We start from the raw sequence: 15,344 nt of genomic DNA, 5'->3' as shown, positions 1-15,344 counted from the left end.
CCCGGCTGCGCCGGGTAACCACGGGCCTTCGGCCCGGGTTGCTTGCGCCTTCGGCGCTGCGCGCCGCCTTCGGCGGCGGGACTGCCGGCCTTCGGCCGGGCCCGAGGCTGCGCCTCGGGCGGCTCGTCGGCTTCGCCGCCGACTGCCCGGCTTCGCCGGGCTGTTCGGGCTTCGCCCGATGGCGGGGTGGGGTTCGAGTGGGTGGCGTGGTGTCAACTCTGCTGTTTTGCAGGATGTTTGATGGCGCGTGTGGGGTGGTGGGGCCTTCGGCCCTTGCATGGATGAGCTGGGTTCGGGGGTGGCGGGGTGGGCGGATGGGGCGGCGTTTCGCGCCGTGGGCTGGGAGGGGTTCGGGGGTGAGGGGCGGTTGCGGGGGTGTCGGATGGTGGGGTCACTCGTTGGGGTGGCGTGGGGGCGGGCTTCGCCCGTTCCGCTGCATCAAAGCTTCTTGCCCGCTAGACTCTGGGATGTGAGAAGGGTTCCGGAGAATTTACGAGGCTGGCTCCTGGTCGCGATCAACATCACTGAGAATGCCGTCTGTCGAAATTCGGAGGGATCTGGACGTGGAATTCCTGGGCTTGGGGGAGGCGGCGTGACGGTGTCTTGGCTGGCCGACTGGTACTGCGGAGAATGCGGTGCCGAGGGGCAGTCCTACTTCGAGGACGACACCGGGGTGTCGGCCGACCACGACTGCAACGAGGACGGCGGGTCGGGCTCGATCGGGTGGGACGGCCGCGCGGAGTGCGGTGAGTGCGGCTGGGTGCTGGAGACGGACTTCGAGGACGACTGCTGGGTGGCGTCGGGCCACGTGTGCGAGGACGAGTCGGCGGTGCCGGCCGGAGAGGTGGTGCGGTGATGAACGAGGTCGAACGGTTCGCGGCGGCGCGGCGGCGGGTGCAGCGCCAGGCGCAGGGACGGACGGCGGAGCAGGTCGGGGCAGGCCTGGTGGCCGCGCGGGCTATGGCGCGGCAGGCAGGCCGGGACGAGCACGCGGGGCCGGGCCCGGCGTGGGAGGTGCAGGAGTGGGAGCGCATCGCCGTCCTGGTCGCCGCGGGCGGTGCGGGGGCGGTGTACGACGTCGCCCTGGACGAGCGGGCCCAGGCGTGGCTGGCGGAGTCGGAGCAGCGGGTGCAGGCCGGACGCCGGGCCCGGCAGCAGCACCTGGTACGGCCGGTGCCGCTGGAGGCGCCGGTGGACCGGGTGGAGGTGCGCGTGGTGGTGCCGGGTGAGGCGGGGCGGCGGCTGGCGGCGCTGGCTCAGGGGCTGGGGTGGAGCGCAGAGCGGGTGCTGGCGGTGCTCGCCGAGCACGTCCGTATCGACGGTGACGGCCTGGTCCACGTCCCCGCGGTGGCCGTCACGGCCGCGCCGCCCGGCCTGGAGCCGCACCCGGAGCGGCCGCCGGTGCTCTACCGGGAGCGGCCGCGGTACGGACGCGAGGACTACGGCGACAGCTACGGCGGCCCGGCGCTGGACTGGTAGCGGCAGAGCCGTCGCGAGCAGCTCGAATCAGCAGTACCCGCTTTTCCGATCATGCCGCTTGAATTCCTGGAAAGGGAAATTGGAATCATGATGAAAAAGCCCCGCCGTAATCAGGTGGAGGCCGCTGACGCCTCTGTACGACTTCTGACGCTCCCGGCGTCGGGCCTGGTGCCGCCGCAGGGGCTGCGGTGCCAGCTCCGGGCTGCAACGGGCGCGGGGAAGTCGCTGACGGCCGTTCACATCGCCGAGCGGCTGCGCTCGGATCGGACGCTGGTGCTCGTACCGTCGCTGCCGCTGCTGGAACAGACGGTGGCGGTGTGGCGGCGCGAGGGTCACGGCGGGCGGATGGTCGGGCTGTGCTCGCTCACCGGGTACGAGCAGCCCGTGGGGCTGCGGTGCACCACCGATCCGGCCGAGCTGGTGAAGCTGACCGCCGGGCTGAAGCGGGTCACCGTGTTCGCCACCTACGCCAGCGTGGGCCTCGGCCACCTGGAGAAGGCCCACCAGCTCGGCCTGCCTGCCTTCTTCCTCGCCGTCGTCGACGAGGCACACCGGGTGTCCGGGCAGGCCGGGCGGCCGTGGGCGGCGATCCTGGACAACACCCGGATCCTGGCCGACCGCCGCCTGTTCATGACCGCCACCCCGCGCGTGTGGGCGCTCTCCGAACGCGACCGGGAACGGGCCGCAGAGGCGGGGGTCGAGGCGGCCGAGCTGATCGCAAGCATGGACGACGAGAGCCTGTCCGCCTTCGGCCCCGTGGCCCACGATTATCCGCTCGGGCAGGCCATTTCCGACGGCGTGATCGCCCCCTACCGGATCGTGTGCGTCGACGTCGCCGACCCCGTCCTGCAGGGCATGGAGCAGCGCGGTGCGGACGTCCGCTCCGTCGAGTACCGCGGGGCGCGGTTGGCGGCGCTGCAGACCGCTCTGCTGTCCGCGTGCGCGGAGTGGGACCTGTCCCGCACCCTGTCGTTCCACCACCTGGTGGCAGAAGCCCGGGCGATGAGCACCGGCCTGCCGGGCGTGGCCCGGACGCTGTGGGAGCAGGACCCGGCGCTGCACCCCAACCCCGAGCTGGTGGGCACCACCTGGCTGGAGGCCGACCACACCCCCGCCCAGCGGCGGGCCGCGCTGGAGGAGTTCACGGAGCTGGTGCGGCGCGAGGACGGGCTGCGGCTGCTGCGGCACGTCCTGGCGTCGGTGAAGACGCTCTCCGAGGGCGTGGACACGTTCGCGTGCGACAGCGTGTTCTTCGCGGACGTGCGCGGGTCGATGGTCGACCTGGTCCAGGCCGTCGGGCGGGCGCTGCGCACCACCCCGGACTCCGGGAAGGTGGCCACGATCGTGGTGCCGGTGCTGCTCGCGGCCGGGGAGAGCGGGGAGGACCTGCTGACCTCGAAGGCGTACGACGGGCTGGCGAAGGTGCTACTGGCGCTGCGGGCCCACGACGAGGCCGCCGTCGAGCGCCTGGCGCTGCCGCAGTCCGAGACCCGGCCGGAGCGGGAGCCGCGGCACTCCGGGGAGCTGGACGAGGCCCGCTCGGCCGGCAGCGGGGAGCGGCTCCTGTCGTTCTCCAGCGAGCGCGACCCGGCGGTGATCGCCGCGTTCGTCCGCACCCGGGTCCTGGAGCCCGAGAAGGAGGAGTTCCGCCGCGGCCTGGAGGAGCTGGCCGCCTACCGCAAGGCGTTCGGCGACGCAAAGGTGCCCTACGCCTACCGGGCTCCGTCCGGGCACCGGCTCGGTGCGTGGGTGGCCGACCAGCGCCGCTACAAGGCCGCCGCCGTCCTCGACGACAAGCGCATCGCCGAACTCGACGAACTCGGCATGGTCTGGTCGGCCTTCGACACCGCCTTCACCGACAACCTCACCGCGGTGGCCGGGTACGCGGCCGAGCACGGCCACGCCTGCCCGCCCAACGACGCCGTGTGGGACGGGCGGCCCGTCGGGACGATCCTGAAGAACTGGCGCACCGCCCAGCGCCGCACCGAAACCCTCCAGCGCCGCGCCGAAGCGGGCGAGACCGGCTTGGACTGGACCGGAGCATTCCCGGCCGACCGGAAGGCCGCGGTCGACGAGATCGACCCCGCCTGGTGCCCGGCCTGGGCGGTGGAGTGGCAGCGCTGCTTCACCCTGGCATGGCGCTACACCACCGAGGGCGGGGAGCTGGTCGGTTCGGCACCGGGAACCGTGGTCGTCCAGGGGGAGGACCTGTCCGGGTGGGCGCGAGCGCAGCAGGTCGGCTGGGACAAACTCGGCCCCGCCCAGCAGTGGATGTGCGAACACGTCCTCGGCCTGGCCCCGCTCGAGCCGGAGGAACTGCCCGCCCCGAAGGTCCCGCGCGCCGCGCTGGAGGAGCGGAACCTGGCGGCGGCCGCGCAGTACCACCAGCGGGAGGGCCACCTGAACGTGCCTCGCAAGCACAAGGAGCGGCTGGCACTGGCCGACGGCACCACCGTGGAGATCAGCCTCGGCCTGTTCATCGCCAACAGCCGCAGCCGCCGTACCAGCATCCCCCACGCCCGCGCCGAACGCCTCACCGAGCTCGGGATGCGCTGGGAGTGATCGGAGAGTTCGGGCTGCCACCCTGTCGCGGCGAGCCTGTCGCGCCCGACCCAGGTACGGGGGAAACCGGTTATCCGTGCAGGTCACAGGGCACGATAGGGCCCATCGCGACAGGGGGCGCGACAGCCATCGCGACAGCCTCTAAGGCCCCTTCCAGGGGGCGCAGGCCCGGCACGGGAACGCTACCGTGCCGGGCCTCGCTCATGCCGCCCGGTCCTTCACCGGGTAGAGCTTGGCGTGCAGGGCCCGGACGTCCCACCACGGGTCGGCGGGGGTGGAGACCAGGGCGGCCATCTGCTCGCGCTTGGTCGGAGCGGGCAGCACCAGCGGCCCGAGCCCCTTCTCCTGGCGCTCGTGCTCGCAGCCGGGGCACTCCAGCCGGTCGGGGCCGGCCTTCTCCGTCAGCTCCAGCTCTGAGTCCTCCTCGCCGCCGATCGAACCCCGGCACGTCCAGCACGGGCGCAGCTCGGCGTTGGCGGCACGGGCCTGGTGGAGGCGTTCGCGGGCGGCCGCGGCCTCCTTCTCCAGGTGCTTGAGGTGGCAGTCCCAGCAGCGGCCGCCGGGGCGGCGTGTGAAGTCCTGGCGGCCGTCGGGCCCGTACTCCCGGGTGGTGGCCTGCTCGGGGATGTTGCCGCAGTCGGCGCAGGCCAGGGCGCGCATCGCCTCACGGTGCTGGCGCGCCGCCTCCCGTTCTTCTTGGCGGGCTTTGTCGTCGCGGGCTTTCTGGCGCTGGTTGTAGGCGTCGCGGCTGTCGGGGTTGTCGAGGGCGTCCAGCAGGGAGTGCCGGCCTTGGCGGCCGTAGCGCCACCAGACCGGCCCGAGCGGGCCGTGCTCGGCCAGCAGCTCCAGCGTGGTGGCGATGACCGGCACCGCGTCGTCGTACTCGCGCCAGCCGTCCCCGCCCGCGTTGTCGGAGCGGATCGTCCACCAGCCGCCGTCCCAGGCGTCGCGCGCCAGGTCCGCCACCGCCTGCTGACGGCCCTGCAGCGCCACCGGCCCGGCGCCGGTGACGACCAGGGCGACGGGCGGGTAGCCGAGCCGGGTGTGGCCGGGCCAGCTCCGCCGCCACCAGTGCACCATCCGGTCGGCGGCTGCTTCGTCGGAGCGGGCCGGGTCGTTGTCGCGGACCTTGGTACGGAACAGCTCGCGGTAGGCGGTGAACTTCGCGGCCACCCGCTGTGGCGACATGGTCGAGCGGTCGACCTCCACCATCAGCACCGGCACCCCGATCTGAGGGGCCTGCCACACCCCGTCCGGGCGCACCTTGCGCCTGCCGCCCGGCAGCAGGAACTCCACCTCGGTCGCCCAGTCGGTCACGGTGCCGACCCCGCCCGCGGCTTCGGGCACGGTGCCACCCCGGACGAAGGCGAGCACGGTCTCGTTGACCGCCATCGCGTGCTGGGCACCCGAGCGCCCGGCACCCCGGGCCGTCGAGCCCATGTCGGAGCGGGGCAGGCCCAGGACGTGCCCGGCCGCCTCCAGCCCGGCCGTACCCTCCAGCCGCCAGGTCTTGTGACGCGCCTTGGTGTTGCCGTCGGAGGTGACCAGGCCGTGCAGCGCGAGGTCGCCGAGCGCCTGCCGGATCGCCTTGTTCGACACCGCCCCGGGGCGTAGCAGGCGCTGGAGCTGGTCGGCGGTGGCGACCTTGAGGACGCCGAGCGCGCCCAGGACGTCGGAGCGCAGGGCGTTGGTCGAGCCGTTCGGGTTGGCGGCGCCGCGTCGGAACGCGGCCCGTCCCGGCCGGGACGGCTCGGCTGGTTCGGCGGCGTCGGCCTGGTCGTCGTTGTCGTCGGGCTGATCGGGGCGCTGACGGGTGCTCACGGGCCTCTCCCGGTGGTCGTGGTCGGGCGTTGCCTTCGAGGGATATCCGGCGCTCCTGACAGCCGCCAAGCCCGTTCCCGACCGGCGCGCCGCCCCTCTCCCGTCACCGCCCCGGCCCGCCGTTGAGCGGCGCGCGGCCGGCCCCGCCGGACGCAATGGGAAAGGGCCGAGCGGCCCGGGAGCGTCCGTCCGCAAAAAGCCGCGAACGAACGCACCCAGACCATAACTACAACAACCACAAACCAAAAGCAAAAGGCAGGGAGAAAGAGGGTTGTCAGAACCGGTGCGCGGCCCGGATTCGGGCTCTGAGCTGCACGGTTTTCCTCTCCGGGCGTGAGAGGGCCGGTAGGGGCAGCGGAGGGGGAAACGGCAGGGGGAACGGAAGCGTTCCGGCAAACCAACCAGGGCCACCAAGGTACCGGTGAGTTTCCTCGATGGGCCGTCAAGGAAACTCACCGAGGCACCTTGATGGTCATTCTGCCAGGTCAGAGGCGTACCGGTCGGACCGGCGAGAGCCCCAGGGTTGGGACTGGTTGGCGGACTGGATTACGGACCGCATTTCGGACCGGTGAGAAGACCGGTTAGTTTGGCAGCGAGAGTTACCAAATCGTTATGGGTGACCAACCTTGGTATCTAGAAATCCGGTGAGTTTCGTGGGGTTTCATTCCCCGAGCACGGGATCGCCCCGTGCACGAAACCCGAAGGAGTGCCTTCGTGACCGGGGATCTGGAAACCGACCACGACGTCCTGGTGACGCTCGCCCGCTTCACCCTGGCCACCGCCGAACAACTCCACCAGCTCCACGGCGGGCAGGCCGGCCTCAAGCAGACCCAGAAGCGCCTGAGCCGCCTGCACACCGAGGGCCTGGCCCACTTCGTCACCCTGCCGCAGGCCGGACGGGCGAAGGCCTGGTACCTCACCGCCGCCGGCGCGAGCGCCACCGCCGCCTTTCCCGAGACGCGCCGCCCCGACGGCACCAGCGCGGCCGCGGCCGCCGAGCAGGATGCTCTGCGCTACGGCCGCAGTCACTTCCTCAACCTCGGCCGCATCCACTGCGCCTTCGTCGCCGACGCCCGCGCCCGCGGCGAGAGCTGCAAACCGCTCGACCTCACCCCCGCACCCGAGCACCGCGCCGGCCCCGGCGGGCCGCTCTACCGGCCCGCCGCCGAACTCGCCTACACCGCCAACCTCCACGGCGCCCGGCTGCGGCTGCGCGCGTTCCTCGAACTCCACCGCCCCGATGTCGGCACCGAACTCATCGCCGGGCAGCTTGCGGCCTGCGCCCGCCTGTGGGACCAGGCGGGCCCCGGGGGCGCCGGGCGGGCATGGGAGCGCCTGTGGAGGGCCTTCCCGCGGCTGCTGGTCATCCTGGTCGGCACCACCGCCGCCGAGGCCCGCACCGCGGTGGCGGACCTGCGCCTGGCCGCCGAGGAGCAGCCCGTCCTCGCCGACATGCTCGCCGCCGTCCCGGCCGGCGCCGCCCGCCTCGAAGACCTCCTGCAGCACGGCCCCGCCGCGCCCGTCTGGCACCCGCTCGCCGGGCAGGAGCAGCAGTCGCGCGGGTGGGCGGAGCTGTAGCTCCTGGGCAGGCTGGCGGGCAGCACGAGGGTGGCAGGCCGGAACGTTGCTGGGATGGTGGTGTGCAGGTGGTTTGTCATACCGAGGACGGTAGGAACGTGGCCTGACAGGTTGTAGAACGAACGGAGCAGCCGGGTCACCCATCCGGGAGCGGCTTCACCCGGCCGGGCGGATCCGGCGTGCGGGTCAGGTCGGATCCTTCGGCAGGAAGTGCCGACGAGACAACCCCCGTCGGCGCGGTGGAACCCGGCGCTCGCCCGGTGCGACAACCGGACCACAGACCTGCCCACCAGTAGCCCCGAACAGCCAAAACGGCCCGCCAGCGAACTGACGAGCCGTCATAAAAAATCGAGGCTAAAGTTGGTGGCTCTCGCGCCGATAAGGCCCCTTGATCAGGGCCAGCCTATTTTCAGGCCAAAGTGAAGGTCGCTCATGGAGGATCAGTTCAGCACTCCGACGAATTAGCCAAGCTGTTTCAAAATTATAGGATAGAACCATGTCGTTGGAAGTTTCCTCGAGGAGGGCAGCTGCAAGCGCGACGATGTCATCTTCTTGCGGGAAGAACGGAGCCTCTCTCTTGGGACTAATAAATACCTGGACCGTGGGGGACACGCCGAAATTCTCTTCAATGAGATCGAAGGGTGTGGCGTCATAGGGCGAGACTACGACCAGTGCGCCACATTTCATCCGGGCCCCACCCCCCCTAAGGAGGCGGTCAGCATCGAGATGGCTCGAAATCAACCCCTTCTCCCAGAGCAGACGAGAAATTTTGGATGCAACTCGATCCACAGGCTCATCCGTATTTAGATATATTTGATGATCGACAGACATTTTTCAGCATCTCCCAGGATCACAAACTAGGGAACGGGGTAAATTTTGATAAAATTCCCCTGAGCATCCTGCACTATAACCTCCTGGAGATTTCGAATTTCCCAGGACTTGAACTGCGTGATCAGAGCCGGGATGTCCACCATCGAATCAGTAGTGTTCACGATCATCCGGAAAGCCTGCCCAGCATCAGCTTTATCCTTGACATACTTCCAAATTGCTCGCACATCTTTCGTGCTAGGAGCGTAACCGTCCACAATATAGCCCTCAATCCGGTAGTCCGGCTCTTTGTTGGGATCGAGGCCAGCGTCCTGCGGGTTGTTCACCGGATCAGCCTTCGGCTTCTGCTCGACTTCGTATCCCTGCTTGGCCCAGTAGTCAGCCGTCTCGTTCTCTCGGGTGTGCGCCCGGACGGTTGTTTCATCGTCATCGGGATAGATCCTTTGCGGAGTGCCTGTCGGCTTGGCTTCCGGGTCGGGCACTCTGGATGGCTTCAGAGGGGTGGCAGTCCGAGCAGCTGCCCCGCCACCGCCACCGCCGGGGCTGACCTCTTGGGCTTCCCGCACCGCTGTGACGAAGCCGTCCGCGGCACGAGGGATGCCGTCCATGAGGAGTCCGGCGCCGCCTGCGATGAGTCCTCCGGCCGCGGCGAGCGCCCCAGGCACAAGGACGCAGCCCGCGCCTTCGGTCGCGAGGCAGACCACTCCGCCGGCGATGCCCATCGCAAGTCCGTCGATGATCATCATCGCGCCGAGGATGGTTTCGGCGACGCCCTGCCACAGGTCCTGGTTGAGGAAGGGCTTGATGTACTGGATGCCGGTGTCGATGGCGGAGGAGAGCCAGTCGGGGATCCAGCCGAAGTACTTGTTCTTCGCACTCTCCAAGGCGGCCTTGCGGGCCTGTTCCTGCTCCGCGAGGAGTTTGACGGTCACGTCGTGGTAGGCGTTCGCGTAGGCCTGGTTGGCGGCGAAGGCGTCCTGGCCGGCGGCGCGGGCAGCAATCGCGGCGTCCTCGGCGGCGGTGTACGCGCTTTCGGCGTCGAGGCTGGCGGAATACGCGGCCGTCCGCGCATCGGTCGCGGAGTCGTTGGCGCTGACCAGTGCCTCGGCTGCGTCCTTCTGCGCCTTCGCCGCGGACTGCGCGGACTTCGCGGCAGCGGTGGCCGATGCCTCTGCGCCCTTGGCCGATTCGGCAGCGTCGGTGGCGTACTTCGTGGCAGTGGTGGCGGATTCCGTTGCCTGGCGGGCCCATTCGCCCGCTTCCGCGGCCGCGTTGGCGGCGGTCGCCGCGGCCGCGCGGGCTTCGTCGGCGTTCTTCTGCGCGGTGTAGGCGACGCTGAAGCTCTCCGCGATCAGCTGGTCGATCTGGGCGGTGTGAGTGGCTGCGAGTTGGTCCTCGCGTTGGGCCATGAACTGGCCGGTGGCGATGAAGCCGTGCAGTTGCGGTGCGGGGCCCTCGAGGGCGATGCGGGCCTCGGCCTTGACCAGCGGGGTTCCGGAGCTGACGAGTTGGGCGGCGAGGACGCGCTCGTCCTCGTAGCGGGCGCTGTACTGGCCAGTGGTGATGAAGTCCCGGTAGCCGGTGACGTCGCCCGCGTTGAGGACGGCCCGGCCAGCGGCCTGGACGCTCGGCCCGCCTGCGGAGATGAGCTGGGCGACGTAGACCCGCAGGTCCTCGGCGGCGGGCTGGTACTGGCCGCTCTCCACGAAGGCCCGGAACTGGGACGGGTCGCCGGTGATGGCAGCGTTCGCGGCGGCCCGCACCTCGGCAGACGGGGTGGTCGTGGCGAGGTACTGGATCTGTGCCCGATCGTTCTGCTGGGCGGCCTGGGCCCAGCCGGTGCGGACGTACTCCACCACCGCCTGGTCGTCGCCGGCGAGGGCGACTTCGGCTGCCGTCTGGCTCCAGGAGCCGCGCTGCGCGATGGTCTGCAGGGCGAGCTTGCGGCCGTTCACGGCGACGGTGTGCTGGTCGGCGCCGGCCTGGCCGGCCTCGGTGGCGCGCTGGGCGGCCAGGGTGTCGAGGTCCTTGCGCTGCTTGACGGCTTGCGCTTGGGCCGCCGCGTCGGCGTCGTACTTGGCCTTCAGCGAGCGGGCCTGGGCGATGCCGGCGTTGGTGCGGGCGGTCAGCTCCTCGGCCTCGACCTCCTGGGCGAGGGTGTGGACGGATTTGGCCTTGGCGGCCGCGTCGGTGGCGGCCGTGGCCGCTTCCTGTGCGGCCTGGGCGTGGGCGGCGGACTGCACGGCCGCGGTGGTGGCGTCGCCGGCGTGGTCGGCGGCTTCGTCTGCGGCTTGGGCGGCGGCGTTGGCCCGCTGGGCGGCGGAGCGTGCCGCGTCGCGGGACTCGGCGGCCGCGCTCGCGGCCTTGCGGGCGAGGGAGGCGGCCGCGCCGGCGGCCCGGGTGGCCTCGGCGGCGTGCGTGCTGGTCTCGAAGGCCGCGGCTGCCGCTTCGTCGGAGTGCGTGCCGGCCTGGTCGGCGAGGTCGCTGGACCTCTTGGCGGCGTCGGCGGCCGCGGTGGCGTTGTTGCCGGCGCTGACCGCCGCGTCGGATGCCTGCCCGGCCGCGGTGGCGGCGATCGCGGCCTGGTCCGCGGCAAGGGCCGCGGTCTCGGCGCCCTTCGCGGCCTTTCGGGCGTTGACGGCGGCTGTGCGGGCCGTACCCGCCTGGGCGCGGTCGGTCGCCGCGTTGGCCGCGGCGGTCTGCGCTTCGGCGGATGCCTGAGCGGCTCCGGTCGCGGCGGAGGCCGCCTGTTCGGCGGCCGTCGCGGCGGTCCGGGCGGAATTGTTGGCGGCCTTGGCTGCCTCGATCGCGGTGTTCGCGGCGGCGGCGGCCTGTTTGGCGGCCGATGCGGCGCGCTTGGCGGCGGCCGCGGCGCGCGTGGCGTCGCTGCCGGCGGCGGCGGTCTCCTCGGCGGCCCGCTGGGCGGCGTCCTTGGCGAGTTGGGCGGCGGCGACCGCACGTGCCGAGGCGTCCTTGGCGGCGTCGGTCTCGATGGCGGCCTGCTTGCCGGCGGCCGTGGCCTGGTCGGCCAGTTGCTGCACGTCGGCGTGCTCCTGGTCACGCGAGCGCGCCACGAACTGGCCGACCTGGAGGAACTCGGTGATGTCGGCGGCAGTGCCGCTCAGCGCCAGCCGCGCGGCTGCCCGGACGTTGTCGCCGCCCGCGTAGTAGACCTGAGCGACCTGGACCCGCTCGTCCTCGGCGCGCTTGTCGTACTGGGTGCCGGAGAGGAACTTGGTCCGGTCGTCCTGGGTTCCGTTCAGCGCGGCGCGGCCGGCCTCCTGGACGCCGGGTCCGCCGACCGCGATCACCTGGGCGATGCGGACCCGCTGGTCCTCGGCGAGCGGCGCCTGCCAGCCGGTGCTCAGGAAGGTCTGGAGGTCGGCGGGCGTGCCGCCGAGGGCCTGGCGGGCCGCGCTCTGCAGGCTGAGGCCGCCCTGGCTGGCCACCTGGGCGGCGGCGATGCGGTTGTCCTCGTACCAGAGGGTGTCGGCCTGCTCGGTCAGGAAGCGGTGGACGTCGTCGTCGCTACCGCTCAGGACGGGCTCGGCGGCCGTCTTGAAGCCCGACCCGGCGGAGACGTACATCGCCACCAGGCGTCCCCGCTCGGTCGCCGGCAGCGCCCCGTAGGACGCCGGGGCCGGCGGGTCCTGCGCCCATGCGTGCGGCGCGGTGGTGTTGATCAGCCCTGCGACCAGGGCGAGCGGCAGCAGGAAGAAGACGGGTGCGCGGCGTATCGCGCGCAGTGCCCTCCCCCTGTCACCTGTTGCGTACGAAACATGTTTCACGGGCGATCCATCTCACTGTGCGAACTTTCCGGTGCCGGTTCGCAGAACGACGGATCGAGAGCCTAGCTGCCGACGTGGTGTCAGCTGACATGGCATGAAAAACGTGCAGAATTGCCCGAAATGACACCAGGCAATAAAAGGGTGACAGAATATCAAATACTCTTAAAATGGGCAGTCATGGTTACGCGCGGCAGGGGAAGTCGGCTACGGTGCTCCTGCACCGCGAGGAAATGATCATGATGGGGGGTGTACCGGTGCGGCGCTCCCCCATGCCTTGGAGGGGAAATGTCGATCGCGCGATTCCGGAGGCTGGCGTGGTCCGCAGCCGCCGGCCTGGCAGCCGCGGGGGCCGTGTTGGCCACGATGGTGGTGACGCCGAACCAGTCGGCACGGGCGGAGGACGTCGGAGTGGACCAAGCCCCTTACGCGGTAGAGGACTTCACCTACCCGGGTGCCGACCAGATCCTGCAGAGCCGCAACATCAAGCTGCTCAAGGGCGACGGCCACATCCTGCTGACCGATTGCGGGACCACGTCCCAGCAGATCAAGATCTGGCGGCGTACCGGTGGCGACTTCTGCTTCAACGTCACCGGCGCCTCCGGCTACCTCACCCTCGACGTCACCGGGGTGTGGGCGGTGGAGACCCTGGACCACCCGGTCAGCGCCAGCCTCACCGCCCAGGGCAGCACCCAGGACGTGACCGTCGCCAAGGGCGGCTTCCAGCCGGTGGGCGAAGGCGTTCCCGGGGGTTCGGTGTCCGTCCTCGTGGAACTGCGCGTCACGGGCTGACAGCCCGATACCGCACGCCCGTCCACGAGGCTCCACTCTTTCGGAACCCGCTCCCACCCACACCGGGCATCGGCCAGCCGATGCGCGACGCGGTGCCTCCTGCGGCGGAATCCGAAACGCTTTTTTCTCGCGCTCCGTCCGCCGAGTCACCGCTTGTATCCCGGTCAGCGAAAGGCGATCCACGCCCAATGAGGGCATACACCCGTTTCCTTGTCATCGGCGCCGCAGGCGCCCTGCTCGTCGCAGCCCAGAACGCCCCGACGAACCCCCGGACCACCGACCTCTCCGAGGCCAGCGCACCGATCGCCGCGACCACGTCGACCGACCCGGCCGCGTTCCCGTTCGCCGCGAAGCTCACCGTCGGCGACAAGCGCTCCTGCACCGGCGCACTGGTCGGCCCGTCCTGGGTGCTCACCGCGGCCAGCTGCTTCACCGAACCCGGCCAGCAGCCCACCGCCCTGGCCGCTGGAGCCCCGACCGACCACACCGGCGTGGTGATCGGCCGCACCGACCTGACCGGCACCGCCGGACAGAGCCGCGACATCGTCGAACTGGTGCCGCGCACCGACCGGGACCTGGTCATGGCCCGACTCTCCGCCCCCGTCTACAACATCACCCCGGCCGCCCTGTCCGGCACACCGGCAGCGAACACGGAGACCCTGCAGGTCCTCGGCTACGGCCGCACCCGCACCGAATGGGTCCCCAACCAGCCCCACCTGGCCTCCTTCACCGCCACCACCCCTGCCGGAAGCGGCTTCGCCCTGGCACCCGCCGCCCCCGCCGACGCAACCGTCTGCAAGGGCGACGCCGGCGGACCCGTCTGGCGCACCGAGAACGACAAGCCCGCCCTCGTCGGCATCATCTCCCGCTCCTGGCAGGCAGGCTGCCTCGGCACCCCCACCACCGAAACCCGCACCGGCGCCTACACCACCCGCACCGACGACCTCGGCACCTGGATCACCACCACGGCGGCAACCGGCGACCAGCTGATCAAGCCCGGCACGAAGCTGACCGCCGGCCAGTCGGTCACCGGCCGGGACCTGAAGTTGACCATGCGCAGCGACGGCAACCTGGTCCTCACCCACAAGCAGGTCGACGGCGGCGTGCTGTGGTCGACCAACACCGCCGGAAACAACGGTGCGTGGGCGCAGATGCAGACGGACGGCAACTTCGTTCTCTACAAGGCCGACGGCAACCCCTCCAATGGCTCCGGCGTCCTGTGGGCCACCAACACCCCCGGGCAGAGTGGCGCGTTCCTGGACCTGCAGGTCGACGGCAACCTCGTCCTCTACAAGGCCAACGGCACCGATGCACTGTGGAACACCGCTACCTGGCGCCTGGAAGCGAAGCTGGCCGGCGGCACCAAGGTCCTGCCCGGCACGTGGTTCCAGTCGCAGAGCGCCGTGGTGGAGATGCAGGCCGACGGCAACCTGGTGCGCTACCGCCGCAGCGACGCCACCCCCACCTGGCACACCAACAGCGCCGGGAACAAGGGCGCGTGGGCGCAGGTGCAGACGGACGGCAACTTCGTTCTCTACAAGGCCGACGGCAACCCCTCCAACGGTTCCGGCGTGCTGTGGGGCTCCAACACCTACGGCCAGAGCGGCGCGTTCCTCAAGCTCCAGGATGACGGCAGCCTCGTGCTGTACAAGAAGGACGCGGCTGAGACCGTCGCCAACTCCGTCTGGAGCGCCGGCACCTTCCGCCCCGAGAGCAAGCTGGCGGCCGGGCAGCAGGTGTACACGAAGACCACGCGCCTGGCCATGCAGTGGGACGGCGACCTGGTCCTGTACCGCCTGAGCGACAACGCGGTGATGTGGCACACCAACACCGCCGGCAACGGCGGCGCCTTCCTGAAGATCCAGAACGACGGCAACGTCGTCCTCTACAAGGCCGACGGCACCACCGGCCTGTGGAACACGGGCACGTTCTGGTCGGCCGGCGCCTACTTCAAGGTCCAGGACGACGGCAACCTCGTCGTCTACAAGGCCGACGGCGGCGAAGGCATCGGCAACTCCATCTGGGCCACCAACACCTTCGCCTGACCCCGCCCGACACCTGACACACAGGAGGCCGCCGCCCGAAAGGGCTGCGGCCTCTGCGCCGCAACAACCAGCGAGTTACCGCATCAACCTGCTCAACATGGTGCAAAGGCCGCTGCGCGGCCGACAGCCTGCTCGACCTCCGCCATCACCGGCGGTCAAGGAGTGGACGGTGGCGCGGGTGCACTCCAGCCAGTCGGACACCTGGTGCAGCGTGGCGGGGTCGAGGTGGCGGGTGAGCTCGCGGACCGCCTGGTGGTCTTTGTCGGTCAGGGTGTGGAGTCCGGCGCGGGCGAGGGCGGTGTAGAGCGGGTCGGCGGCGGCTCCGGCGAGGCGGCGGTGTGCGGTGTGCGGTGTCGAGGCTCTAGTGCTCTGACCGAGAAGGTTCACCGGGTTGGCGGTGGTGCCGCCGGAACCGGTTGGATGTCGGTGGACATCCGATCCGGTGTGGGGAGGC

General features: G+C 70.8%; 10 protein-coding genes. 6 read left to right on the top strand and 4 right to left on the bottom strand.

The window, feature by feature from the left end; genetic code table 11:
- Positions 1 to 592: 592 nt before the first annotated feature.
- Genes ACWEO5_RS34525 through ACWEO5_RS34515 form a run of 3 tightly spaced genes read left to right on the top strand, consistent with a single transcriptional unit; the run spans position 593 to position 4,041 of the window.
- Positions 593 to 856: a hypothetical protein gene (locus ACWEO5_RS34525; RefSeq protein ID WP_452166063.1), complete on the top strand. Its 264-nt coding sequence runs from the start codon at positions 593 to 595 to the stop codon at positions 854 to 856.
- On the top strand, positions 856 to 1,479 hold the full coding sequence (locus ACWEO5_RS34520; protein WP_452166062.1) for a hypothetical protein: 624 nt from the start codon (positions 856 to 858) through the stop codon (positions 1,477 to 1,479). Before ACWEO5_RS34525 ends, ACWEO5_RS34520 begins: the two co-directional genes overlap by 1 nt.
- 51 nt (positions 1,480 to 1,530) lie before the next feature.
- Positions 1,531 to 4,041 carry a Helicase associated domain protein gene (locus ACWEO5_RS34515; RefSeq protein WP_452166061.1) on the top strand — a complete coding sequence of 837 codons (2,511 nt, stop codon included), beginning with the start codon at positions 1,531 to 1,533 and terminating at the stop codon, positions 4,039 to 4,041.
- Positions 4,042 to 4,242: 201 nt separating this feature from the next.
- Here ACWEO5_RS34515 and ACWEO5_RS34510 read toward each other — a convergent pair whose 3' ends face one another.
- On the bottom strand, positions 4,243 to 5,862 hold the full coding sequence (locus ACWEO5_RS34510) for a replication-relaxation family protein (RefSeq protein ID WP_452166060.1): 1,620 nt from the start codon (positions 5,860 to 5,862) through the stop codon (positions 4,243 to 4,245).
- A gap of 714 nt (positions 5,863 to 6,576) precedes the next feature.
- Between ACWEO5_RS34510 and ACWEO5_RS34505 the strand changes: the two genes are divergently transcribed.
- Positions 6,577 to 7,440 carry a replication-relaxation family protein gene (locus tag ACWEO5_RS34505; RefSeq protein WP_452166059.1) on the top strand — a complete coding sequence of 288 codons (864 nt, stop codon included), beginning with the start codon at positions 6,577 to 6,579 and terminating at the stop codon, positions 7,438 to 7,440.
- Between the two features lie 354 nt (positions 7,441 to 7,794).
- On the opposite strand, the gene ACWEO5_RS34500 is transcribed toward ACWEO5_RS34505, so the two are convergent.
- Both ACWEO5_RS34500 and ACWEO5_RS34495 read right to left on the bottom strand, forming a co-directional pair.
- Positions 7,795 to 8,271 (bottom strand): SitI3 family protein, encoded by a 477-nt coding sequence (locus ACWEO5_RS34500; RefSeq protein WP_452166058.1) that lies wholly within the window; start codon positions 8,269 to 8,271, stop codon positions 7,795 to 7,797.
- A 26-nt stretch (positions 8,272 to 8,297) separates the two neighbouring features.
- Positions 8,298 to 12,056, bottom strand: coding sequence for a CdiA C-terminal domain-containing protein (locus ACWEO5_RS34495; RefSeq protein ID WP_452166057.1), 3,759 nt, complete (start codon positions 12,054 to 12,056; stop codon positions 8,298 to 8,300).
- Positions 12,057 to 12,464: 408 nt separating this feature from the next.
- On the opposite strand from ACWEO5_RS34495, the gene ACWEO5_RS34490 reads away from it, so the two are divergent.
- On the top strand, positions 12,465 to 12,845 hold the full coding sequence (locus tag ACWEO5_RS34490; RefSeq protein ID WP_452166056.1) for a hypothetical protein: 381 nt from the start codon (positions 12,465 to 12,467) through the stop codon (positions 12,843 to 12,845).
- Positions 12,846 to 13,033: 188 nt separating this feature from the next.
- Positions 13,034 to 14,890: a trypsin-like serine protease gene (locus tag ACWEO5_RS34485; RefSeq protein WP_452166055.1), complete on the top strand. Its 1,857-nt coding sequence runs from the start codon at positions 13,034 to 13,036 to the stop codon at positions 14,888 to 14,890.
- 75 nt (positions 14,891 to 14,965) lie between these two features.
- Here the strand turns inward: ACWEO5_RS34485 and ACWEO5_RS34480 are convergent, their stop codons facing one another.
- Complete coding sequence (locus ACWEO5_RS34480) at positions 14,966 to 15,277, bottom strand: hypothetical protein (protein ID WP_452166054.1); 312 nt, start codon at positions 15,275 to 15,277, stop codon at positions 14,966 to 14,968.
- Positions 15,278 to 15,344 lie beyond the last annotated feature (67 nt).

It is taken from the genome of Kitasatospora sp. NPDC004272, assembly GCF_053603035.1.
This window is presented reverse-complemented; position numbering and strand designations above follow the sequence as displayed.